Raw genomic sequence first — 24,104 nt, 5'->3', positions numbered from 1 at the left:
CGAATTTGCTCGGACGCCCCCGGAACACGGTGGATTTCGGGCGTTTCGGAGGCCTCGTTACGGTCGACGTCACGCCTGTCGCTACGTAACATCAGATGCGTAACCTTTTTCACGGACCCGCACCGCGTCGGGTAACAAAGAAGAAACCGAGTGCAAACGGGTTGCGACCCACTTTCAATGCTGCTACTCTCGAATCGATTGCATAAAAATCTTTGAGAGGATCCCTTATGAAAACCAACCAACTGCTTGCAGCTGTCGCTCTGTCCGCCCTGGCGGTTTCGTCTGTGTTCGCTCAGACCGCTCCTGCTGGCGGCACCAATGCCACCAACAATGCGCAAGGCAGCTTCACGACCGAAGAGAAGATCGCTGCCGGTGCAGGCGCGGCTCTGTTCGTCGCTGCCGTCAGCGGCAATGGTGGCAATTCGGGCGGCGGCTTCGGCCTGATCCCCGGCACCGGCACCACCGGCACGACTGGCACCACGCGCTGATGCCGCGAGCCCTCCTTGACGGAGGGCATTCGCTGAAAAGTCCCCGCGTCGGTATCGCCACGCGACTTATAAAATGTTGCCTTTTGGCAACGTTTTTTTTGGGCGTTGGCGGTTGTTCTTCCGGTTCTTCCGCGATGCTGGATACAGCACGCGCCCTCTATAGAGGGCAATCGTCGGCCCCGCCGCCGACTTTCAACCCCAATTTCGCCTACCTGCGCGCCAACATCTCTGGCCGCACCGTTTACATGGTGCTTGGCTACCTGGATCAGCGACCCGAGGGCGCTGTCGAAGTCTGGTACAGCGGCGGCGGCGAAGTCATTCGGTTGCTGGATGGCCGTCTGATCGGCACCACCGGGCTTTCCACGGACTGGCGCGCGGTTCGCATTGCCGACTGGCCCGCATGGCCTACCACAGCTTCGAACGCCGGCAGCGCCCCCGTGCAGCGCTACGAACGCGAGCGCGACGTCATGCCCGGTTATCGCTTCGGCATCAACGACGAAATCACCCGCATCTCCATACCGGCACCCGGCGACAGCGCGATTGCCGGCACGGATCCGAAGTCGCTGCAGTGGTATGAGGAGCGCAGCGTCTCGCGCCCGGCGAACGCCTCCCTTCCTGCCGCCCGGTTCGGAATCTCGAACAAGACAGGCACACCTGTTGTCATCTATTCCGAGCAGTGCATCTCCAACAATCTGTGTATGAGCTTCGAGCGCTGGACACCCCCCACGCCGGCAGCCGGCGCCCCGGCGAGCGCTGGGACATGACCTCGCGAGGTCCGCACCACCGGCATTCCCACTGGCCTCGTCATATCGCGGCGGCATGCGCGCTGATCGTCACTTGCAGCGCCTGGGCTCAGCAACCCAATCCGGCGCCGTCGAGCGGCCAGGCCCCTCGCTCAGACGCCGATGTTCGCGCTGGCGAACGCTTCAGTACATGGTTGCTGCGGCAGCCGCCGGAGACGGCCTCTCCGGGGCTTTCGTGGCGCGTTCCAGAGGAGCGGCTGGCCCAGCAGTTCCTGAAGAACACTCTGCTGGTCCGCCTCGAGGCGGAAGCTCGCCGCGCCCCGCGCGAGAACCAGGTCGACCGGCTCGCGCTGATCACCTGGCTGCAAGGCCTGCCCGTGACCGGCCGCGTGGCCCTCGGCATCGTCGATCCCCGCTGGCTCGAGACGCATCCCGAGGAGGATCCCGTCCTGTCGGCCGGCCAGCAATTCGTGCCGGGTCCGCCAGAACTGAAGACCATCGCCGTGGTGCGTCCCAATGGCGAGCTCTGCCATGTCCGCCATGAGGCCGGCCGCAGCGCCTGGGACTATGCCAAGGCCTGCGATCTTCCCGCCGCCGATTGGGCCTGGGTGGCGCAGCCCGATGGTCGCACTGCGCGCGTCGCTGTGGCGCCCTGGAATGCGCAACCATCGGACGAACCCGCGCCTGGATCCTGGATCTGGGCTGCGCCGCGAGCGATGCCGGATCTGGTCGCGGCGTCGGAGGGGATGATCAAGTTTCTGGCGACCCAGGGACCGTCGCCCCAGGTGCTGGATGCCGCGGCGCTCGATGCTGTCACATCGGCGCCCGCCGCCGACAAGCGCACGCCGCTGACCACATCCCTCGACGCACGCAAAGGCCTCGACGCAGCCCACTATGCGCCCGTGCGCTCCGTGCTGCCCGAGCCGGTGCCCACGCCCAAGGTCTTCAGAACCAGCACGAACGACTGGGGCGAAACCGGCCTGCTCCAAACGCCCACGGCCCGCATGGGCGAGCTCGGGGACTTCCGGCTCTCGCTCACCAACGTCTATCCCTACTCGCGGCTGAACTTCATGTTTCAGCCTCTGGAGTGGTTCGAAGCGGGCTTTCGCTACACCTCCATCAGCAACCAAGCCTACGCGGCGAGCACCACGGGCCAGTCGAACAAGGACAAGAGTATCGATTTCAAGGTCCGACTCGCCAAGGAGTCGGCCTACGTGCCGGAGCTCGCTCTCGGATTCCGCGACTTCGGCGGTACCGGCTTGTTCTCGTCCGAATACCTCGTCGCCAGCAAACGCTATGGCGACTTCGATTTCAGCCTCGGCATCGGCTGGGGCTACATGGGCAGCAGCGGCAACATCAAGAATCCGCTGATCGCCATCAGTAATCGCTTCAGAACACGACCCGGCAGCACAGCCACCACCGGCGGCCAGGCCAACTTCAACAGCTTCTTTCGCGGACCTGCCGCGCTTTTCGGCGGCGTCGAATGGCGCACCCCTTGGGACCCGCTGACCCTGAAGCTCGAGTACGACGGCAACGACTATCAGCACGAGCCTTCGGGCATCAACCAGCGCCAGCGCACCCCTTTCAATGTGGGGCTCGAGTACCGCTACGCGCCCGGACTGTCGTTCTCCCTGGGCTTCGAGCGTGGCGACAAGGTCATGCTTGGCGTGTCGCTCTCGACCAATCTCGCCAAACTCCAGTCTCCCAAAGTGGCCGATGCGCCGCTGCCGCGTTTCACGCCCGAGGCGCCCAAGTCGCCACCTGGTTGGCCGACCACCGCAGCCGACATCGAGGCCCGCACCGAATGGACCGTGCAGCGCATCGCCCCGCAAGACGACAAGCTGCATGTCTGGATCAGCGAAAGCTTGACGGTCTATCGCGAAGCGCGCGTCGAGACCATCACCGCATTGCTGCATCGCGACGCGCCGGCTTCAATCAAGTACTTCGTGCTCCACTACCGCGAACGCGGGCTCTCGCTGCATGCGCAAGTGATCAATCGCGACGAATGGGTCAACGAGCACTACAGGGCAATGACGCCGAGCGAGAAACGTGCTGTCGGCCAGCGCGAATACGCACCCAATGTGGACAGCAGCGAAGACATGCAGCCGCTGCGAGCAGTGGCTGCCACGGCGGCAAGCGCATCCGTCAATGCGCCGCAGAATGCGGGGAATGGCTCGCCGACCGGTGTCGCCGCCACCACAGCTGCAACGGCCATGCCGCCGATGGCACCATGGGAACGCAAGCGCGAACGCTATACCTTCGGCATCACGCCCAGCACCTCGCAGATCGTCGGCGGCCCAGACGCCTTCCTGCTCTACCAAATCGGCGTTCAAGCAGTTCTCGAGTACCGATTCACCGACAGCACCTGGTTCAACGGCGCCCTCAACTGGCGCATGTTCGATAACTTCGACAAGTTCAGCTATACGGCGCCCAGCAATCTGCCGCGCGTACGAACCTTCCAGCGCGAGTACGCCACGACGAAGCGGCTCACCTTGCCGGTGTTCCAGCTCACGCATGTGGGCCGTCTGGCAGAGGATCAGTACTACAGCGTCTACGGCGGCGCGCTCGAGCCCATGTTTGCGGGCGTCGGCGCTGAATGGCTCTATCGCCCGTCACGCAGCCGTGTCGCTTTCGGCATCGACATCAATCATGTGCGCCAGCGCGACTTCGCCCAGGACTTCGGTCTGCGCGACTACAAGGTCAACACGGGCCACGCCACGCTGTACTGGGACACGGGCTGGAACGGCGTTCGCGCGACCGTCAGCGTGGGCCAGTACCTCGCTGGCGACAAGGGCGTCACGCTCAACGTCAGCAAAAGCTTCGACAACGGCGTCGTGCTCGGCGCTTACGCAACCAAGACGAACGTGTCTTCGCGAGAGTTCGGCGAAGGCAGCTTCGACAAGGGCATCTACGTGGCGGTGCCTTTCGACGCCTTCCTGCCGAAGTCGAGCAAGTTCACTGCGGCCTTCAATTGGTCGCCGCTCATTCGGGATGGTGGTGCGAAGCTGGGGCGGATCAATCCGCTGTACGACATGACGTCGATCAGGGATCCCAAGGCCTTCTCGATCGGGGCGCCGGAGAGCAATCCGGCGCGGGCGGGGGACAATATTCTGAACTTCGAGGGTGCTCGCTGAGACGGAAGATGTGCTACCTCAGGCTGAGGAGCAGGCAAAGCACCGTGGTCCTCTCCGCACCGTGCTCGAAGGTATTCACATCAGAAACAAGGCCGCCCATTGCTAATGCAATGGGCGGCCTTGTCGCTTGCCGTCAGTCGTCCTGAGTGGATCAAGCAATCCGATTCAGGCCACCAGAACGGCTCCGGCAACCCGAGTCGAGCTATCCAGCAGTACCTCATCACCAACGATGTTCGAATCTTCATCGACGTCACGCAACAGCACCGCGTTTGCCGAGTGCCTTTCTAGATGCACCCAGTCGACCACCTCCGCATGCGGCTGGTATCCGGGCAGCATCTGCGCCAGCGCGTGCTTGAGCGCTGGCACATCGTTGCGATCGAGGATGGCTCCCAACATTGCGAACTGCCGCCATAGCTCCTCGGCCGGTGGGCAAGGCTCATGGGCCTTCATCACCCGAGAGTGACTGGTCTGCATCGCGTTGTTCCCGATGAGAAGTTCTTCATAAAGCTTTTCACCTGGTCGCAGGCCTGTAATGCGAAGTTCGATGTCTCCGTCAGGGGCGCTCTCGTCGCGAACGGTTCGCCCCGAAAGCTCCACCAGTCTTCGGGCCAAATCGATGATCCGAACAGGCTCACCCATGTCGAGAACGAAGACGTCTCCGCCTTGAGCCATGGCGCCAGCCTGGATCACCAGTTGCGCCGCCTCGGGGATCGTCATGAAATAACGGGTGATGTCAGCATGCGTCAGGGTAATCGGACCACCAGCCTCGATCTGCCGGCGGAACAACGGAACCACAGAACCACTGGAGCCCAGCACATTGCCGAAGCGCACCATCGAAAAGCAGGTGCCCGAAGGCTGCTGCGCTAATCCTTGCAGAGCAAGCTCGGCCAAGCGCTTGCTGGCTCCCATGATGTTGGTCGGCCGCACCGCCTTGTCGGTGCTCACCAGCACGAATCGGCGAACCTGGCATTCCATCGCGACTTGGGCCGCCATGAGCGTACCCAGCGAATTGTTTCGCACCCCTTCGACGGGGTTGTGTTCCACGAGCGGTACATGCTTGTAGGCAGCCGCGTGATAGACGGTATCGGGCCGCCAAGTGCGCATGATCTCGCGCAGACGCGCTGGGTCACGCACCGAAGCCAGGAGGGGAATCACTTGGACATCGGGGCACATCGCCTCCAATTCTTGATGGATCGCGTAAAGCGCGAATTCCGTCAGCTCCACCAACAGCAGCTTCGATGGCGCTAGCTTGATGATCTGCCGACAAAGTTCGCTGCCGATCGAACCGCCAGCCCCAGTGACCAGCACCACCTGATGCCGTATGTGCTTGTGCAACAGATCGTCGACCGGCGCGACAGGATCACGGCCCAGCAGATCCTCGATATCGACTTCGACCAGATCGTGAACCTGCACGCGGCCATTGGCCAGATCTGCGAGCGCGGGCAGCGTGCGCACGTGCAGATGAAGCGGCAACAGATCATGCAGGATCTCCGCGCGCCTTGCCCTGCTGGTGGAGGGCATTGCCAGCAAGACATCCGAAATTCCGAGCATTGCGGCGTTATCTCGCAACCAGCCCGGCGGCTGAATTCTGACGCCGTTGAGAGTGCTGCCGTGAAGGTGCTTGGCATCATCGATGAAGGCTCGCACCAGCATGTCGCGACTTTGCGCGAGTGCAGCCGCAAGTTGCAGCCCCGCACCGCCGGCGCCATAGATAACTACCTGCGGCAACGACTTGCGCTGGACAGCACTCATGTACATGCCACCGAGCCAGTATCGTGCAAGCATGCGCAGCCCGCCAATGCACATGAAGAGCAACAGCGGAACCACCAACCCGACCGTGCGTGGCACAGTGCTGACACCAACAACGGTGAAAAGCGCAGCGTAGGCAAGCCCGAACAACGCACACGCCCGCAAGATAGCCAAAACCGCCGGCGCCCCCGCGTAGCGAAAAATTGCACGATACAAGCCGAACACGGTAAACAGTGGAAGTGCAATCAGCACCGCCATGGCCCCCGCCCACCATTGCGATCCGCGAGGAAGCATCCACTGCTCGAAGCGTAGGCTCAACGCAAAGCAGACACACAGCACGCACACGAGTGCGTCCACGCTTAACGCCAGTAACCGTTTGGCAGGCCTAGGCAATCCGAGCAACTGCTCAGCCAGACGATTGATCACGCAAGAACTCCTACCCGAGCCGCGCTCGGACATTGCGAAGAATTGTGCCTCTCATGCTTCAAGCCACTCTCCGCGCTCAACACTTTGATTGTTATGAAGTGTACGAACTACTACGTTTGTAGGCGACCCCCCAAAAGACATAAGAAGTTCGACCACTCAACCTTCGAAAGTAGGTCCCCCTCTCTACAAGGGAGCACCTACGTCCCCAAATATTAGTCCGCCTGTTTGTACTTGTACTCGGTATAGCGATAGCCGCCGTATTTGTAGCCATAGCTACCATAGTGCCTGCGTGAGAGATCCATTCCGTTGAACACCACCCCGCTGACACGCTGGTTAGCATGCGCCAACCGCTTGACGCTTTCGCTCAGCTCTCCGATTTGCGTCAGCCCATCTCTGGCGACCAGCAAAATTGCCCCGACATGAGCAGAGACTGCCGCTGCGTCCGCTGCCACGAGAACCGGCGGACTGTCGATTACGACCAGATCGTATCGCTGTGCCGCCCCATCCAAAATATCTCCCAGCATGGCCGACAACATCATGTTGGCGGGATTGAAGGGGTAAAGTCCCGTCGTAAGAACGTCGAGATTCGGAAGCACCTGCGAATGAATGGCCTGATCAAAAGCCATGTCGCCGGCCAATACATCCGCAAGCCCTCCTTGGCGTGGAAGGCCAAAGGACTTATTGATATGGCCTTTACGCAGGTCCGCGTCAATAAGGAGCACACGCTTCCCAGCCTGAGCCATGATGACGGCATAGTTGCTCGACACAAAGCTCTTGCCGACGCCCGGTGTTGCACCTGTTACCAACACCCGATTGCTTCCAGACTCAAACATTGCTAACTGCAAAGATATCCGCAAATTTCTCAGGCTCTCGATCGCTAGACTCTCAGGCGCAGTCACTGCGAGGACTTGCGCACCACCAGCACCAGTTGCAATGAGCTGTAGCAGCGCATCCTGCTCAACCGCTTGAGGCACTACCGAAAAAACGCTCAACCCGAGACGATCTTCAATCTCTTGCGGGTTATGAATGCCGCTGGCCATCTTGCTTCGAGCAATTGCTAATGCAATCCCAGACAATAGACCCAACAGCAATGACAACGCGACAATAAGCGACTGCTGTGGTTTTACGGGCCTCCTGGGTTCAATCGCTTTATCAAGCACGCGAACATTTCCCACCTTTCCCTCTTTTACGAGACGCAGTTGAAGGGAGCTATTGAGAAGAGATTTGTAGAGCTCCCCATTTACGCGCACATCTCTCTCGAGACGCAAGGCGTCGCGCTGAAGCACTGGCATTGCGCTCACCCGACGGTCGACGCCGTCGAGCTCATGACGAAAAGCCGCTATTTGGCCATCGATGACACGAACTTTCGGATTTGCTTCCGTGAAGCGGGAAAGAAGATCGCGACGAAGCTGTTCCGACTCAAGTAGCTTTGTTTGTAGCTGGACAGCTTGACCAAGAATTGCCTTGGCCTCTTCATCAAATGCAATAGTTCCATTTTTATTACGAAATTCCGCGTAAATATCCTCCGAGTTTTCAAGTTGCTTTTTGAAATCGGGCAATTGCCTATCAAGGAATTGAAGAGTCTTCTCTGCTTCCGCAGCCTTGCGGTCTACATTTTGGCGCACGTACTGCGCTCCAATTTCATCGAGAATACGGCGTAGTCGATCACGATCGCTGTCTTCCAACGTCACACTTATCACATTGGATTGCTTTCCCTGTTCATTGAGCTGTACGCGCTTTTGTAAATCCTCTGTCGTGGCGAGCACAGAAGCCCGCGATACAAGAAACTGCGCCCCAGGCTTTCCATCGAGCTGAGACACCATCAGCACGAGAGCCCCTGCGGGCAATTTCTGGGTTAACACCTTACCGACGCTTCCAACTATTGGCTCATCTAGATCAGGATGCGCGAGAGTGTATTGATTATCGCCCCCCACCGTAATTGTAAAAGGAGATTGATCCTCAAACGCCACGGGCACGTCAAATTTTGCAATGCTTATAGCCTCTTTGCCAGAAACATATCCATTCATCCCGAGGAATCCAGGTTCAGAGATCCCCTTGGCACGCCGCGCAAGCCACTCCCCGATGAATGGTATATATCGCGGGCGCGCGTTTATGTACAGCCGTGTGGCTTCGACTGCACCACCCATAATCATTCGCGACCGAATAATCTGAATTTCACCGGTCGCTGGCGTCTTCACATCGAACAAATTGGCAGTATCGCCAAGAAAGTTCTTCGCGTCCGGCGCAGAGTCCTCAACCTGAATCAAAAGATTTGATTGATAGACTGGCGTCGAAAGCAGTGCGTATGCCATCCCAAAAGCGACTGCAACACCTGCGATGACTGCGACGAGCCACTTACGGTCAATCAAGATATCCAAATACTCCGACAACCGAATTACGTCGTCGTCATGCGAAGGCACCGCAACGCTAGCAGATGATGCGGATGAAGTAGCAAAGGCGTTCATGAAAGTTTTTTTATGCGCTCGGCCCAGGCGGCCGCACCAGCATCAATGAGTTGCAGAGCTTGGTCAAAGGCCGTTCGACCTAAGCGATAAGGGTCGGGAATGTCTACACGGGCCGCCTCGCCCAGACGGAACAATTTGCCGCGAGTGAACGGATGACGCTGATTGATATGCAAACGCTGATCTTCGTCCATAACCAAAATCAAGTCAGCCTCTTGACACATATTGCTAGTCAGTTGGCGCGCCCGGTGGGACTCGATATCAAGGCCGCGTTCAGCCATCAAGGCACGCGCCAAAGGATCCGCCGACTGACCTACGAGCGCACCGACACCGGCAGACGACACACTCAAATGTGGCAAGGCAGCAGCAATCAACGCCTCGCCCATTGGGCTACGGCAGATATTTCCAATGCACACAACTAATACGGATTTCATGTCGCCCGATAACCCGCTGAATTGAAGATGGCCAACAGTCGCATCAGATTTTTATTCATAGTAATTTCTTCCCTTTTTTTAGATTTTGGCTGATCACTGCCATGCACGGATATCAAAAAAACCAAGATGACCAAGACGCTTCGCATGCACGCCACGACTCCCGACGAACTGCGCCATTGTCGCCCACATAACAAGCGCGCCCCATGAGATGAACATTGCAGAACGAGGACAGCAGTAGTTGCCCGCGATCCATACGTCGACCATGCCGCTCAACCCGTCGCCTCCGCCAGCACTTGAGAGATGACACTGCAGCTCTTGTCGATCTCGAGGGACGTCAACGTTGGATGCACCAGAAACATCAGGCTTGTTTCGCCGAGTACACGTGCGACAGGCAGTGGCTGCAGCGGGCGCCAACTGGTGCCATCGAACGCACGCTCCAGATACACCTCGGAACAGGATCCCTGATAACAAGGAACCCCGTTACCTTGGATGATGTCGATGATGCGATCACGGGTCCAGCCCTCCGCCAACCGTTCTGGTTGCACATACATATAGCACTTGTAGTGCGCATGAACGCTCGCGGCGACGTCGTCGTGACTCGCGAAATCGGGAACACGGACCGCAGCATGAGGGCGAGCCGCTACCCACAAAGCCTTTGCATGACGCGTACGAATAGCCGTCCATTCCTTCATCCGCTGCAGCTGGATGCGACCGATGACGGCCTGTATCTCAAGCATGCGCCAATTGGTACCAAAGCTTTCGTGCACCCATCGAAAACCGGGCGGATGCTTGCGCTCGTACACAGCCTCAAAACTCTTACCATGATCCTTGTACTCCCACATGGCACGCCACAACGGCTCATCATTGGTAGTGACCATGCCACCTTCGCCGCCCGTAGTCATGATCTTGTCTTGGCAGAAGGACCAAGCACTCGCATGCCCGATGGATCCGACCGAACGCCCCTTGTAGCGCGCACCGTGCGCCTGGGCGCAGTCTTCGATAACCTTGAAGCCATGCCTGCTCGCCAGCGTCATGATCGGATCCATATCGCAGGGCCAGCCAGCGAGATGCACGCAGATCACGGCCTTGGTACGTGGTGTGACGACCTGGGCGATGGTTTCCGGCGAGAGGTTTCCACTGACCGCATCGACATCCGCGAATACCGGTGTCGCCCCAGCATTCACCACACAAGACACGCTGGCGATGAAGGTACGCGGCGTGACGATCACCTCGTCGCCCGGCCCGATGCCCATGCCCTTGAGGATCACATCCAGGGCCAACGTGCCATTGGCTAGCGCCAGCGCATGCGAAGTGCCCGCCCATGCCGCGAATTCCTTCTCGAAGGTACGGCACTCTTGCCCGGTCCAATAATTCACCTTATTGGAAAGCAGCACGTTCCGCACCGCATCGGCCTCCTCTGCGGTGAAGCTGGGCCAGGGGGAAAAAGGAGTATTCAACACAACAGTTCAGCCTTTTTTGAAAAAGGGTTTGGCCGGGTTTCCGGCCACGGTAATGCCGGGTGGCACATTGCGCGTGACCACCGCGCCCATGCCGACCAGGGCACCTCGACCAATTACGAGGGGGTGGCCCGGCGTGCCCTGCTTGATGACGGCTCCAGCGCCGATGTAGGCGTGGTCCTCGATATGCACATTCCCATTGCACTTGGCCCCAGGGGCAAAAGTAACGAAATCGCCGATCACACAATCGTGCTCTACATAGCTGTAAAGGTTGGCGTGAAAATGCTTGCCGATGCGAATGTTGGAGGTAAGCGTGACGAACGGGCTGAGAGCAGCCCCCTCGCCCAGCAAAACATCGTCCATGACCACTACATTGGCGGCTTGAATTGTCCAAGGCTGTACACCGTCGACCGCGCAGCGGTCAGCCAGTTTTTCACGAACCTTGCTGTTCGCGATAGCAATCACGATCTGCCTTGTACTTGCCTCGGCCCGTAAGAATTCTTCATAACGCAACACGCGATGGCCATTGACGGTCAGGGCGTCGGGCTGGTCGTCCACGAAGACCAATTGCGTTGCCGGAATGCCTTCGCGCGCCAGTTGCGCGCGAGCAAAGGGCATCACTCCGCGACCACAGCCACTGGCTCCGAACACAGCAAACAATGGCAAGCTCATTGTTCGCGCTCCAACTGCGATCCCGTAAAGCGCGGCATCGTGGCGTCACCTGCCGCACTGATGCCATCACGCACCAGCACCTTACGGACAGTGAGCCACAGAATCTTGATGTCGAGCCAGAGCGACCAGTTCTCGACGTACCAGACGTCGAGCTTGAATTTCTCCTCCCAACTCAATGCATTGCGTCCATTGATCTGGGCCCAGCCCGTGATGCCGGGCCGCACCTCATGACGACGCGATTGCTCGGCGGAATAAAGCGGCAGGTAATCCATCAGCAACGGACGCGGGCCAACCAGGCTCATGTCTCCCTTGAGCACGTTCCAAAGCTCGGGTAGCTCGTCAAGACTGCTGGCACGCAGAAAACGGCCGAACGGCGTCAAACGGTCCGCATCGGGCAACAGTTCGCCACGAGCGCCACGCGCATCGGTCATCGTGCGGAATTTGATCATGTTGAACGGCCGCCCACCCAGACCCGGTCGCCTCTGGCGAAAGAACGCAGGGTTACCCAGCTTGCGGCGCACCTGCCACGTCAAAAACAACAGCGGAAGGCTAAGGAGCAGCAATGCCAAGCAGGCAAGCACGATGTCGAAAATGCGCTTCATTTCGCCATCACCCCCCTGCCAATCGCTTGAAAATGGTACCGAATTTGGAGACACCAACCTGCAAGGCCAGTTGCTCACGGTAATAGCCTTGAGCTTGGCGTCCCATGGAGGACAAGGCCTCGGGCGGCATCGCCGCCAATGCTTCTGCAGCATCGGCGAGCGCCAGCGCGTTTTCGGATTCAACGACTACGCCACCACCCGACCGCGCAACCAGCTCGGCCGCGTTGCCATCGACCGCCATCAACAGCGGCTTGCCCACTGCCATATAGGCCTGCGTCTTAGAAGGGATCGTGATCTCGAACAGCGAATCCTTGCGCAGGTGGACTAGCAGGACCTCGGCCGCATTCAGCAGGGCACCTACTTCCGACATGGGGACGGGCGGCAAAAAGATCGTGTTGTGCAATTGCAGGTCGGCGGCCCGCTGCTGGAGTCGAGCCACTTCGACACCGCCTCCTAGCAGCACGAAACACACCCGCGCGTTGCGCGCCTGCAGGACAGCAGCCGCTTCCAGCACGGTATCCAGGGCTTGAGCCTTGCCCATGTTTCCCGCAAAAAGGATGCGAAGTCGCTCCGGCCCTGGAAAGTTCGCGGGAGGATGGCCTTGAGGTGAAGCCAGCGCGGCCTCATCGGCCCAGTTGTAGATCACGTCCACCTTGGCGTCGGGCACACCACGCTGAAACAGCAGGCGCTTGAAACCCGGTGAAAGCACTGCGATGTGGTCCGCACGCCGATATACCCATCGGCACACTGCCGCTACTACGCTCAAGGCTCGCGCGTTGCTAACCATGCCGGTGGCACGCAGGGTGTCGGGCCACATGTCCTGGATGTCATAGACCACTGGGACGCGGCGCAGGAGCCGTAGCAGCCCGGCAGTTACGCCCACCGTCAGCGGCGGATGATAGGCATAGATCACATCGGGGCGCCGCGCCATGAACAATCCATACACAAGCGATGAAGCGGCGAAGCTCGCGTAGTTCAGCACTCGTTTAATTGCCGACTGGTCATGGTTAGGATAGAGAGGAACACGCGTCACCTGCACGCCGTCGATCACTTCACGCTGCAGCAGCTTGATCCGGTAACCTGGGTACACCTTGCCGCCAGGGTAGTTGGGGAAACCCGTCAACACCTCGACCTCAAAACCTTGGCGCACCAATTCGCGGGCGAACACGATGCCCTTGAAGGTAGGTTCGGGATCGAACCACTGCGTCAGCAACAACACGCGAATTGCCATGCGTCAGTACTTCTTCCAGACCACGCGATTCACGTAGTCGGTGTAACTGTGGACGATACGCAGCACCTTGTCCGACACATTGGGCATGCTGTAGTCGGCCACTTGGCGCAAACCGCGTACTTCCCCTCGCGGCTGGCTCTCCAAAATTGCTAGGCCTTGGCGTACTCGGTCTACTTCGAGGCCCACCATCATGACGGCAGCTTCTTCCATACCTTCGGGACGCTCATGCGCTTCGCGCAAGTTGAGCGCAGGAAAGTTGAGGATCGATGACTCCTCGTTGATGGTCCCGCTGTCGGAGAGCGTGACGCGCGCCGAAAGCTGCAGCTTGACGTAATCATGGAATCCCAGCGGCTTCAACAAGCGTACCTGCTTGTGAAATTGCGCCCCCGTCGCGTCGATGCGCTTTTGCGTGCGCGGATGGGTGGATACGATGACTGGCAAGTCATGGTCTTCGGCAACAGCATTCAAGATTGCCACCAGTTTGGCAAAGGACTGCGGAGACTCGATGTTCTCTTCACGATGGGCGCTCACCACGAAGTACCGCCCAGCTTGCAAACCCAAGCGTTCGAGCACATTAGATTCGTCGATGCGTGGACGATAGTGCGTCAGCACCTCGAACATCGGGCTGCCGGTCTTGATGACCAGGTCGGGCGACAGCCCCTCGCGCAGGAGGTAATCGCGCGCGATGGTGCTGTAGGTCAAGTTGACATCCGCCGTGTGGTCCACGATGCGCCGGTTGGTTTCCTCTGGCACACGCTGGTCGAAGCAACGGTTGCCTGCCTCCATGTGAAAGATCGGTATCTTCCGACGCTTGGCCGGAATCACCGAAAGACAGCTGTTGGTATCGCCTAACACCAGCATGGCCTCGGGCTGCACCTCGTTCAACACCTGATCCATCGCGATGATGAGGTTGCCGATGGTGTGTGCCGCGCCGGCAGCATTGGCCGCGCTGTTCAGGAAATGGTCGGGCTTGCGCACGCCCAGGTCATCGAAGAAGACCTGGTTGAGTTCGTAGTCGTAGTTCTGGCCGGTATGCACCAACACGTGATCGCAGTGCTCATCCAGGCGAGCTAACACGCGCGAAAGGCGGATGATTTCTGGTCGGGTGCCGACCACTGTTATGACTTTGAGTTTTTTCATAGAGAGAGATCCAAAGTCCCCGAGCTACAGCGGACAGGCGAAAGTGTCCGGCCGCGCGCGATCAAACACCTCGTTGGCCCAGAGCATGACGACCATTTCTTCAGTGCCGATGTTGGTGATGTCGTGCGTCCAGCCGGGAACGGTCTCGACGATTTCGGACTTCTCGCCCGTTGTCACCAATTCATGGGTCTCACCGGTCTGCATGTGCCGGAACTTGAAACGTGCTCGCCCCTTGATGACGAGGAACTTCTCGGTCTTGCTGTGATGGTAGTGACCGCCGCGCGTGATGCCCGGGTGCGCGGTGAAGAACGAAAACTGGCCGGCGTCCGGCGTCTTCAGCATCTCGACGAACACGCCGCGAGCGTCCCCATGCTGCGGTACGACATACGAGAACGATTCCGGCGGCAAATAGCTCACGTAGGTGGAATAGAGGGCACGTACCAGCCCCGTTCCAACGCGGTCAGTTATAAGAGTGTTGCGACTGTCCTTGAATGATTGGATCTGCCGAGCCAGTTCGCCCACCGTGGTGGTGTATTTCGGCGTAACGGTCGCGAAGCCGTCCATATCCCTAGTCGCGTCGACGCCATCCATAAGCTGGACAAAGCGCTCGATAACATCATCCACATACACCAGCGTGACAGCCGCAGCCGGGTCGTTGACTTGGATAGGGATATCACGGGCGATGTTGTAGCAAAAGGTGGCCACCACGGAGTTGTAGTTCGGCCGACACCACTTACCAAACACATTGGGCAAGCGGAAGACGTGCACTGGAATGCCATGACTAGACTCCACCGCTTGCAATGCCTCTTCCGCCTCACGTTTGCTATGACCATATGGGTTATCGAACGCAGCTTGGGAGGATGAGGTGTAGACAATTGGAACCCTTCTGCCAGTATCCTCGGCCAAAGTGCAAACGGTACTCCCTAGACTACGTGTCAGTTCTGTATTGCCAGTGGCGAATTCCCGTGAGTCTACCGGGCGGTTCACGCCTGCTAGATGGAATACGATATCCACGTCTCTCAGCAACGCCGGGAGTTGCCCCAAGCCCTCATCCCGGGTGTAGCAAACCACCTGCACGTCCCTACGTTGAGACAGGTGCAATTGCAAGTTCTTACCCAGGAAACCGCGGGCACCGGTGATCAACACCTTCAAGATTTTATTCCTGCGACAGCGCCATCTCGCCGCGAGCGATACGCTGCATGAAGTCAAGCTTAAGGAGCAATGCCTTCATACCCGTAACATCAAGCCGCGTGGTGTTGTGCGAATTGTATTCGTCGCGATGCGCGCTTTGCGTCAGCCGCTCCTCTCCTTGATCAACGAATTTAGCGTAGTTCAGATCGCGTCCATCCGGCGGCACGCGGAAGTAATCACCCATATCTTCGGCGCAAGCCATCTCCTCTCGGCTAAGCAGCGCCTCATAAAGCTTTTCGCCGTGCCGCGTACCCAGTACACGAATCGGATGATCAGGCTTTTGCATCAACTCTAGAATGCTTTGAGCCAATACCGCCACCGTCGCGGCAGGAGCTTTTTGCACAAAAATGTCGCCACTATTACCATGCTCGAATGCATAAAGCACCAGATCCACAGCATCCGCCAGCGTCATCATAAAACGCGTCATGGCCGGATCGGTTACCGTAATAGGCTTGGCAGAAAAAATCTGGTCAACAAACAAAGGGATCACCGAGCCGCGCGAGGCCATCACATTGCCGTAGCGAGTACCGCAAATCACCGTTCCAGCTAAATTTCGGCTCGTGGCTACCATTACCTTCTCCATCAACGCTTTAGATATGCCCATGGCGTTAATTGGATACACCGCCTTATCGGTGCTCAGGCAAACCACGCGCTTCACGCCAGCAGCGATAGCGCCTTCCAGAACATTTTCCGTGCCCAACACATTTGTGCGCACAGCCTCCATTGGATGGAACTCGCATGAAGGCACTTGCTTTAGGGCCGCTGCATGAAAGACATAATCCACCCCTCGCATGGCTTGGGCGACACTTCGTGCATCACGCACGTCACCGATGTAAAACTTGAGTTTTTCGCTATTGCAGCGCTTTCTCATGTCATCCTGTTTCTTTTCATCTCGGCTGAAAATTCTGATTTCAGCAATATCCGTATCAAGAAATCGCTTAAGCACCGCATTCCCGAAAGAGCCAGTACCACCAGTAATGAGAAGGGTTCGACCCGAAAATACATTAATCGTCATTGCAAGCCCAGATTTGTAAAGAGTTGCCGATTTTGCTCAACGGCTTCTTTTCCGCCAATATTTTCCACCGCCCAAAGACGGATTTTTTTCCTCCAATCTTCGTATTCCTGCGGGGACTTCTTAAAACACCATTCAATATTAGCCAAAAATTCCTCCGCTCGCTCCAAAGGAATATCCCATCCAATTGATTTTTCCGCCAAGTTTCGCCACGGAGTTTTGTCGCTGACCAACACCGGCAATCCCGCCGACAGAGCCTCGGCAATAACATGACCAAAGTTCTCACCAAGAGTAGGAAAGAAAAATAAATCATATTTCGAAAGAGTCGTAATCACTTCATCAGGTGGCAAAGTTCCGCAATGCCGGAATCGAACATTTTTTGGCAGCGACTCTGCTGCGGCAACGCATCCATCCCAATAAAAGGGATCCTCAATAGGCCCGTAAATATCAAAAACAATATCAGCCGTAACACCCCTAAGCATTTCAATCGCACCAAGAAGATTTTTCTTTGGGGATATACGGGAAAGAAAAACCAAACGTAATGGTGCCTTGGGCACTCTTGAAGGAGAAAACACCCCATCGCCCGGCTTTGCAATGTCCATTGCGACTCGAACACAAACATCATCGCCTATGGTGTGACGGATATCAGCTTCCTCGTAACTCGAAGACGCAAGCCACAGTACACTTTTATGCAACCCAAAAAATTTGGAGATTTGCAGAAAAAACTTCTTTTTAAACCTCTTCAACCCAAGAGCGTTGCCAGAAAATTCTCCCCGCGGCCCAAGGACCAAGGGAAGCGAGCCACGAAAAATCTTGCAGAACAAAAGAGGAAGGATGCTAAATTTAAAAGAAAAGAAACTGTTTAATAAAACAGCATCATATTTTTCTTCACTCATCAATCGAATGAGCTTAACCATCCCACGCAGGCTTGGGGGGACATAGAAAACTTCGGCCTTCCCCTGAGGATTCCATTCATTCAGGCGGATAGACGAATACATTAATTCTTCCCCAAGATCGCGGTCCGCCGAAACAACCCGGCATTCAATAGAGTCACCGACGACCTCAATCATATTCGAAATTGTTCGAATAGGCCCTCCTCCTTTGAATCCAGGAAGGTAAAATCCAGAAAAAATCAAAATCCGACGCATGGCCCACCCCAGCAATTCAACATCTTATCTGGCTTAAATTTCAGAAAATCAATCACCATCTTCAAAGTCGCATGAGCGCAACGCCTGAGGCAACCGAGCGACAAAAAATAATCATTGCATGCATTCACCGCCCATCAGCAAACCCTTAAATCTCCAACCAAATGTTCATCACCTGAATTTCGTGAATCATGGGAAGAAGTGAGCAGCGAATGAACTTTCACGGCCAACAATTTTGCAGCCTCCCCTTTCAAAGTTAGGTTCAAAGGCACCGGCTTGGTTGACAAATAATAAGCGCACACAAAATCGAGGTTGTATTTTTCATCAACATCAACCTGCCGCCCCAACTCACCCCTCAAAACACCAAACAACTCAGAAGGGTTATTAATACGCACCACACTCTTATGGAAATCATAAAAAACCTTCCCAAACACGAAGGCCTTCTTTCCCATCAAGATTGCTTCGTAGCCAACCGTGCTGGTTAAGGTAATGACCGCCGCTGACTGCTTAATAAGTGCTTTTGTCTGCTCACCCGGATGAAGCAAACGAACATTCGGCAGCTTTCGTATCTTTTTATAGAATTCAAGCGACGGATAGCCCCATGCGCTTATATGATCTTTAACATAGAGCTTTAGCCCTTGAGGCAAGTTAAAGGCTATATTGCGAATAACCTCGTATTCATCCAGATAAGTTCCCGCCAAAATCGACGTAGAAGACTCAGGATGAAAATGTATAGGATATAATAAAAAATCCTCCCCTGCCACTGGCTCTTCATAATATGTGCCAATTGCGAAGAGTTTTAATCTTCGATGGAAATTCCGCAAGAACAAATTCAAATAAGTTCGAGCAGGATTACCAATCTGAAACGAATGATAGCTGTCATCTTGAGAATGCCTTAGCACCCTTGCAATTCTCTTTAGATTTTCGGCCTTTCCATACTTTCGAACCAAGCTGGTGTTATCAGATCCATTGGTTTTCATATAGTCCGGAACAATCGTCTCTATATTGTTCAAATACTCTTTGCACTGAGTTCGAACCTCGGGGTCGACAACTTTAACGGCAGCGCGAATTTTTCTGAACTCCTCGACCAACTCGCTATCATCAAGTGGATCAGCGGTAATAGAAAAACGCCCCGGCAATCTAGACCCTCCGATACCCACATACCGAGCGCCATACTTTTTCGCCACAAAAAAGGCAAAATAGGCAAACGCGTTCGAGACGTTTTCGTAAAGAACAACACTAATGTTGTCACGACGAAAAATATCCTCGAAATAGCTCAGCAATGCGCTTTTTAATTTTTCAAAATAATCGAACTTTTTCCTCCCCCAAAGGCCATATACCGTCGCTCGCTCAAAATCCGATAACAAAGCAAAATTGAGGTTGAATTCAGAATATTTTTCGAGTAGCACATTATCTATCTTGTGCTTGGCAAAGTAACTCGAAAACTCATAGACACTGAAGTCGAATAGTTTTAGTTCGTTGACTTCTCGCGAAAATTCACTATCGACCGCAACAACGACCCTAGAACCATCATCGCAGAACAATTGGGCCAAATTATTGAAAAAATGATGATAGTTTGGCGCGCCATTAGATAGCAAAAGGATATTCATTCAGCGTCAGCATTTTTGATATTTTTCAACTCAACAGGTGTATTTGCTTTAACGTCGTCCGTGACTTTTCTTCCAACTACATAATCATACATTTTTGGAGGCAGTCCGAATCCCGGTCTTACGCTACGCACCGCATCCGGAAGAATCGTATCTCCGGCTTTTAAATCTTTAACGAAATACAATGAACGCCGAAATTTTGCATTACCTTGCTCACTCGATTTTCGGCCATAATCTACTTTGCCAATAGCAAGCCACGCGGTCTTGCTGCTTTGACATAACGCAATCAACTCACTGGGTTCAAGAGAAAAACTATCATCGGGCCCACCGCCATTTCGATCTAGCGTAAAGTGCTTTTCAATAATAGATGCCCCCATAGCTACGCTAGTGATGGCCGTGGTGTTATCTAGAGTGTGATCCGAAAGTCCTACCGTAAGCTCAAAGCGCTGAATCATGTCTGCGACCGTACGCAGGTTGTAGTCCTCGGCAAGAGCGGGATAACCACTCACACAGTGCAAAATGGCTAATTCCTTGCAACCCCCATCACGCGCGGCTTCTATGGCCTCTTGAATTTCCTGATCGTCTGCCAAGCCCGTGGAGATAATCATTGGCTTGCCGGTGCTAGCAACATATTTGATTAGCGGAAGATCAATTGCCTCGAAAGAGGCAATCTTATACGCAGGCGCGTTCAAATCTTCTAATAAATCCACGGCCGTCTTATCGAAGGGCGAACTGAATATGGTGATACCTTGATTCCGCGCGTGCTCGAATAACGGAGCGTGCCAGTCCCAGGGCATGTGAGCTTCCTCATACAATTCATACAGTGTTCGACCGTCCCATAGACCACCGTAGATTCGAAAATCCTCCGTATCGCATTTCAGGGTGATGGTGTCGGGCCGATAAGTTTGTAACTTGACGGCATCTGCCCCTGCTCGCTTCGCGGCTTCGATGAGTTTGAAAGCGGTGTTGATGTTGCCATTGTGATTAGCGGACATCTCAGCGATCACATAAGGAGGCTCGTCGATCGCGATACGGCGTCCAGCGATGGTTATGCTAGGATAATTTATCATCCGAATTTTCCTGATTTTCAAAGCTCGAATGCCAGTTATCGCGTAGCAATCCAAGCTGAATAACATGGTGATAGCGCTCGCCATCGAAGTGATGATTTCGCAAAACATCCTCTTCCTGGAAACCAAGCGCCTTATGAAATTGAATGGAGCGTTGGTTATAAGCCAAAGCTTCACCCTTTATTTTTTTTAACTTCAGTTTGCCAAACGCATAGTTGAGTGCCGCATTACCAAGCTGCCGACCGCTGCCCTTGGGGGCATCAGGCGCCACATAAAATCCCCATTCAGCAACAACAGCACGCTCGACTTCATCAAGGCTCACAAAACCCAGTGATTGATGAGCAACTTCGAAAATAAGCAAATGCTTTTGGGGGTTTAGCAAACAACGCTCAAACCATTTCAAGTGCTCGGTCGAATCAATTTCGTGTTGCGTATACATATAGCGCCGAACATCGGGGTGATTGCGCCAAGCCAGCACAAGCGCCAAATCCGAATGAGTCATCAGCCGTATTTTTGAAAGACCCGAATCTGACTCAAGCATCATGAATTTCCATCGCGCTAATGACTTTATCGGCCCCCTCGCCGCTGACGATAGAACTCGCAGCACGACTCAATAGTAGAAGACCTTCAGAATCAAGAAACTCCTCGATCGCTCGCGGAAGCCGGGCAGCAATATCACTAACAGTCCCGATCAACCGCGCTGCATTTACCGCATGTAAAGCATTAGCACCAGTTTTCTGATTTTCAGCAATTATCACCATCAAAGTGGGGAGCCCCAAGCAACATCGCTCCCAAGAAGTACCACCTGCTGCACCAATCGCCAAATCACTAGCGGCCATTCGCTGGGCCATATCGTTGACATTAACGACCACTTCGGTGGGCCAAGGCATCTGTTCTGCAATGTCACGCACGTTTTGCAGCCACGGCGCTCTTAAACCCATTACTACAGTGATCCGACACCCCTGAGGTAAAGAAGACGTTTTGAGAGCTTGAAGAATCTTGCCTGTTGCATTGGGCTGATCAATCCCTCCCATTGTCACAAGCAATTCATTCAAGGGGGACCCCACTTGGCGGCGTTCCAGGCTGTAGTTCCGCAAGGCGGCAAACTCTGGGCGCAGAAGCGCGAAAACCGGGCCAATAAGAAGCCGACAATGAGATGGAATTAAGGCAGTGTATTCGTACGCCTGCCTTCCAAGATTCTGATCAAGTAATAAATCGCATTGATGCGAGCGATCCGCCAAATCGTCAATGACCAGCAACCGGCGGCAATATGGAGAAAGCGCTTTTTCCCACCGAAAGTCCAGGGCGTAATGATCTACAACAAGCCAGTCGGGCTGGAGCCGCGTCAAAATCGACTTTGTTTCCTCCGCATCATTCTGCCAAGCGCCTTCCAGCCAAGCCTCGTACGACCGACCTCGCTCTTCCTCCTCAATCTTTTCTGTGACTTTATGACCCTTGTTCTGCAATAGTTTCGATGAAACGAGAATACTTACAGTGTGGCCGTGCTGGCGGATAGTCTCCAAAAGGTGACCTTGATGTGCACGACCAATAAAGTGGCAATCCGCACCCCGCGCTTTCAGCCTGTCAGCCAAAGCCAAGCAACGCATGACGTGACCACTGCCAATTTGTAACGAGGCATCAGTGCGGAATGCAATTTTCATGCTTGCAGAGGCGCTCGAAGCGCCTTAAACATCCATTCAGCTCGCACCCAATCTTCAAGGGTATCGATGTCTTGCACTCGATATCGAGGCAGCAGGACCGGGGCACTAACTGGGCTGAAGATCAGTTTCCGTTCCCGCCAAGCATCCGCGCTGCCCCAGTAAAACTGGCCCGCGTCATGGTAAGCCTCCTCAAGATCCTGCGAACGACTATTGAAATGCTTAGCGTCAAGCATCTCGATCCGGCCGGCGTGAGTAATGCGGACGGCACGTTGAATCGGAAAGGCATAGCTGGTCACAGAAAAGGCATAGTCGCAACCCGTTTCATTGAGCACGTTCAACCCACGAAGCAGATCGTCTGGGGTGACAAATGGGGCTGTGGCGTAAAGGCAGCACACCTGGGTTGGGATCTGACCACGCATCGCAAACCAGTCGACAGCATGAGCAACAACTGCGGTAGTCCCAGTGTGATCATCTGATAGTTCCGCCGGCCGTACAAAGGGGACATGTGCGCCATATTGGCGAGCAACCTCGGCAATTTCGGTGTCATCCGTTGAAACCATGACTTCGTCGAAACAACTGCTTTTCAACGCAGCTTCAATCGACCAGGCAATCATCGGCTGACCGCAAAAGAGCCTGATGTTTTTACGCGGAATCCGTTTGCTGCCACCTCGCGCAGGAATGACAGCGAGCCTCATACCCCAAGAGCTTTACGCAGACAATCAACAACTTCATCCTGCTGCATTTCTGTCATCGTAGGGTACATAGGAATACTTATAGCCTCGGAGTAATAGCGCTCTGCTTCCGGAAATTGTCCAGGAGTAAATCCCATCTCTCGAAAGTAGGGCTGAGTATGAACCGGAATATAGTGCAAATTAACAATAATGTCGTCAGCGCGCAATGCCTCAAACACTTGCAGATGAGTTTTTTGAATTTTCCCCAACTGCAGGCGAATAACGTACAAATGCAGCCCTGAGTACCCATCCGGGTGCTGCCAAGGAATCGTTATTGGCAAATCTTTTAACAACTCGTCGTAACGCCGGGCTAAAGTATGGCGACGAGTGACATATTCCTCGAGGCGCTCCATCTGACTGGCACCCAAGGCACCCTGCAAATCTGTCATACGATAGTTATAGCCAAGCGTAACTTGCTGGTAATACCACGGCCCCTCCATGCCTTTGGTCATAAGAGCCGGATCGCGTGTAATTCCATGGCTGCGCAATAGGCCCATGCGTTCGGCCAAGCCCCTGTCATTCGTCAATGCCATGCCGCCTTCTGCGGTGGTGATTATTTTGACTGGGTGGAAACTAAAAACGGTAATATCGCTAAAACGACAATTTCCAATCGGCTCACCTTGATATTTTCCGCCAATGGCGTGCGATGCATCTTCGATAATCCTGAATCCAAAACGCTTGGCGAGCGCATGTATCGCCTGCATGTCACAAGGCTGACCACATAAATGAACCGGCACCACGATTTTGGGCAGAAGACCGACCTTTTCTGCGGCAATCAACTTTTTCTCAAGAGCCACCGGGCACAAATTGTAAGTACGAGGGTCGATATCCACAAAATCGACTTTTGCACCGCAATACAACGCACAGTTGGCTGAGGCAACAAAGGTATTGGGCGTAGTCCACAACCAGTCATCATGACTGAGCCCCAATGCCAAACAAGCTATGTGCAATGCGGACGTCGCACTATTAACAGCAAGGGCATGCTTGGCTTGACAATGTCTGAGCACCGCTTCTTCGAAGCGCGGAACGGCAGGCCCCTGCGTTAGATGAGTAGAGTGCAGCACTTTGATAACCGCATCGATATCTACTTGTCTAATATCTTGGCGACCATATGGAATCATAAGTTAACGACTTTCTATATTTCTCATTCGG

The 24,104-nt window shown here is 55.1% G+C and carries 20 protein-coding genes; 3 read left to right on the top strand and 17 right to left on the bottom strand.

Features of this window, described 5'->3' with window-relative positions; genetic code table 11:
* Window positions 1-227 precede the first annotated feature (227 nt).
* From AC07PU_RS28700 to AC07PU_RS28690, 3 genes are all read left to right on the top strand, one after another.
* Window positions 228-488: a hypothetical protein gene (locus tag AC07PU_RS28700; protein ID WP_495321773.1), complete on the top strand. Its 261-nt coding sequence runs from the start codon at window positions 228-230 to the stop codon at window positions 486-488.
* Window positions 489-622: 134 nt separating this feature from the next.
* Entirely contained in the window at window positions 623-1,252 is a 630-nt protein-coding gene (locus tag AC07PU_RS28695; RefSeq protein WP_495321772.1) for a YjbF family lipoprotein, read from the top strand.
* Window positions 1,249-4,365: a YjbH domain-containing protein gene (locus AC07PU_RS28690; RefSeq protein ID WP_495321770.1), complete on the top strand. Its 3,117-nt coding sequence runs from the start codon at window positions 1,249-1,251 to the stop codon at window positions 4,363-4,365. The genes AC07PU_RS28695 and AC07PU_RS28690 overlap by 4 nt, the downstream gene beginning before the upstream one ends.
* A gap of 165 nt (window positions 4,366-4,530) precedes the next feature.
* On the opposite strand, the gene AC07PU_RS28685 is transcribed toward AC07PU_RS28690, so the two are convergent.
* The 17 genes from AC07PU_RS28685 to pseC form a co-directional block, all read right to left on the bottom strand.
* Complete coding sequence (locus tag AC07PU_RS28685; protein ID WP_495321769.1) at window positions 4,531-6,540, bottom strand: polysaccharide biosynthesis protein; 2,010 nt, start codon at window positions 6,538-6,540, stop codon at window positions 4,531-4,533.
* A gap of 212 nt (window positions 6,541-6,752) precedes the next feature.
* Window positions 6,753-9,005, bottom strand: coding sequence for a polysaccharide biosynthesis tyrosine autokinase (locus tag AC07PU_RS28680; RefSeq protein WP_495321767.1), 2,253 nt, complete (start codon window positions 9,003-9,005; stop codon window positions 6,753-6,755).
* Window positions 9,002-9,436 carry a low molecular weight protein-tyrosine-phosphatase gene (locus tag AC07PU_RS28675; RefSeq protein WP_495321766.1) on the bottom strand — a complete coding sequence of 145 codons (435 nt, stop codon included), beginning with the start codon at window positions 9,434-9,436 and terminating at the stop codon, window positions 9,002-9,004. Before AC07PU_RS28675 ends, AC07PU_RS28680 begins: the two co-directional genes overlap by 4 nt.
* Before the next feature lie 269 nt (window positions 9,437-9,705).
* The gene (locus AC07PU_RS28670) at window positions 9,706-10,896 is read right to left on the bottom strand and encodes a DegT/DnrJ/EryC1/StrS family aminotransferase (protein ID WP_495321765.1); all 1,191 of its coding nucleotides are present in this window, start codon (window positions 10,894-10,896) and stop codon (window positions 9,706-9,708) included.
* 6 nt (window positions 10,897-10,902) lie between these two features.
* Window positions 10,903-11,565: an acetyltransferase gene (locus AC07PU_RS28665; protein WP_495321764.1), complete on the bottom strand. Its 663-nt coding sequence runs from the start codon at window positions 11,563-11,565 to the stop codon at window positions 10,903-10,905.
* The gene (locus AC07PU_RS28660) at window positions 11,562-12,167 is read right to left on the bottom strand and encodes a sugar transferase (protein ID WP_495321763.1); all 606 of its coding nucleotides are present in this window, start codon (window positions 12,165-12,167) and stop codon (window positions 11,562-11,564) included. The genes AC07PU_RS28665 and AC07PU_RS28660 overlap by 4 nt, the downstream gene beginning before the upstream one ends.
* 7 nt (window positions 12,168-12,174) lie before the next feature.
* On the bottom strand, window positions 12,175-13,398 hold the full coding sequence (locus tag AC07PU_RS28655) for a glycosyltransferase family 4 protein (RefSeq protein ID WP_495321762.1): 1,224 nt from the start codon (window positions 13,396-13,398) through the stop codon (window positions 12,175-12,177).
* Window positions 13,399-13,401: 3 nt separating this feature from the next.
* Window positions 13,402-14,538 (bottom strand): non-hydrolyzing UDP-N-acetylglucosamine 2-epimerase, encoded by a 1,137-nt coding sequence (gene wecB, locus AC07PU_RS28650; protein ID WP_495321761.1) that lies wholly within the window; start codon window positions 14,536-14,538, stop codon window positions 13,402-13,404.
* Between the two features lie 24 nt (window positions 14,539-14,562).
* Window positions 14,563-15,690 (bottom strand): UDP-2-acetamido-2,6-beta-L-arabino-hexul-4-ose reductase, encoded by a 1,128-nt coding sequence (wbjC, locus tag AC07PU_RS28645; RefSeq protein ID WP_495321760.1) that lies wholly within the window; start codon window positions 15,688-15,690, stop codon window positions 14,563-14,565.
* 4 nt (window positions 15,691-15,694) lie between these two features.
* Window positions 15,695-16,744: a polysaccharide biosynthesis protein gene (locus tag AC07PU_RS28640; RefSeq protein ID WP_495321759.1), complete on the bottom strand. Its 1,050-nt coding sequence runs from the start codon at window positions 16,742-16,744 to the stop codon at window positions 15,695-15,697.
* On the bottom strand, window positions 16,741-17,811 hold the full coding sequence (locus AC07PU_RS28635) for a glycosyltransferase (RefSeq protein WP_495321758.1): 1,071 nt from the start codon (window positions 17,809-17,811) through the stop codon (window positions 16,741-16,743). Before AC07PU_RS28635 ends, AC07PU_RS28640 begins: the two co-directional genes overlap by 4 nt.
* Window positions 17,812-18,023: 212 nt before the next feature.
* Window positions 18,024-19,496, bottom strand: coding sequence for a capsular polysaccharide export protein, LipB/KpsS family (locus AC07PU_RS28630; RefSeq protein ID WP_495321757.1), 1,473 nt, complete (start codon window positions 19,494-19,496; stop codon window positions 18,024-18,026).
* Window positions 19,493-20,563 (bottom strand): pseudaminic acid synthase, encoded by a 1,071-nt coding sequence (pseI, locus tag AC07PU_RS28625; RefSeq protein ID WP_495321756.1) that lies wholly within the window; start codon window positions 20,561-20,563, stop codon window positions 19,493-19,495. Before pseI ends, AC07PU_RS28630 begins: the two co-directional genes overlap by 4 nt.
* On the bottom strand, window positions 20,547-21,101 hold the full coding sequence (pseH, locus tag AC07PU_RS28620) for a UDP-4-amino-4,6-dideoxy-N-acetyl-beta-L-altrosamine N-acetyltransferase (protein ID WP_495321755.1): 555 nt from the start codon (window positions 21,099-21,101) through the stop codon (window positions 20,547-20,549). The genes pseI and pseH overlap by 17 nt, the downstream gene beginning before the upstream one ends.
* Window positions 21,094-22,221 carry a UDP-2,4-diacetamido-2,4,6-trideoxy-beta-L-altropyranose hydrolase gene (gene pseG, locus AC07PU_RS28615; protein ID WP_495321754.1) on the bottom strand — a complete coding sequence of 376 codons (1,128 nt, stop codon included), beginning with the start codon at window positions 22,219-22,221 and terminating at the stop codon, window positions 21,094-21,096. The genes pseH and pseG overlap by 8 nt, the downstream gene beginning before the upstream one ends.
* Window positions 22,218-22,916, bottom strand: coding sequence for a pseudaminic acid cytidylyltransferase (pseF, locus tag AC07PU_RS28610; protein WP_495321753.1), 699 nt, complete (start codon window positions 22,914-22,916; stop codon window positions 22,218-22,220). Before pseF ends, pseG begins: the two co-directional genes overlap by 4 nt.
* Complete coding sequence (gene pseC / locus AC07PU_RS28605) at window positions 22,913-24,073, bottom strand: UDP-4-amino-4,6-dideoxy-N-acetyl-beta-L-altrosamine transaminase (protein ID WP_495321752.1); 1,161 nt, start codon at window positions 24,071-24,073, stop codon at window positions 22,913-22,915. Before pseC ends, pseF begins: the two co-directional genes overlap by 4 nt.
* Window positions 24,074-24,104 lie beyond the last annotated feature (31 nt).

It is taken from the genome of Variovorax sp. GW821-FHT10D07 (assembly GCF_059415325.1).
This window is presented reverse-complemented; position numbering and strand designations above follow the sequence as displayed.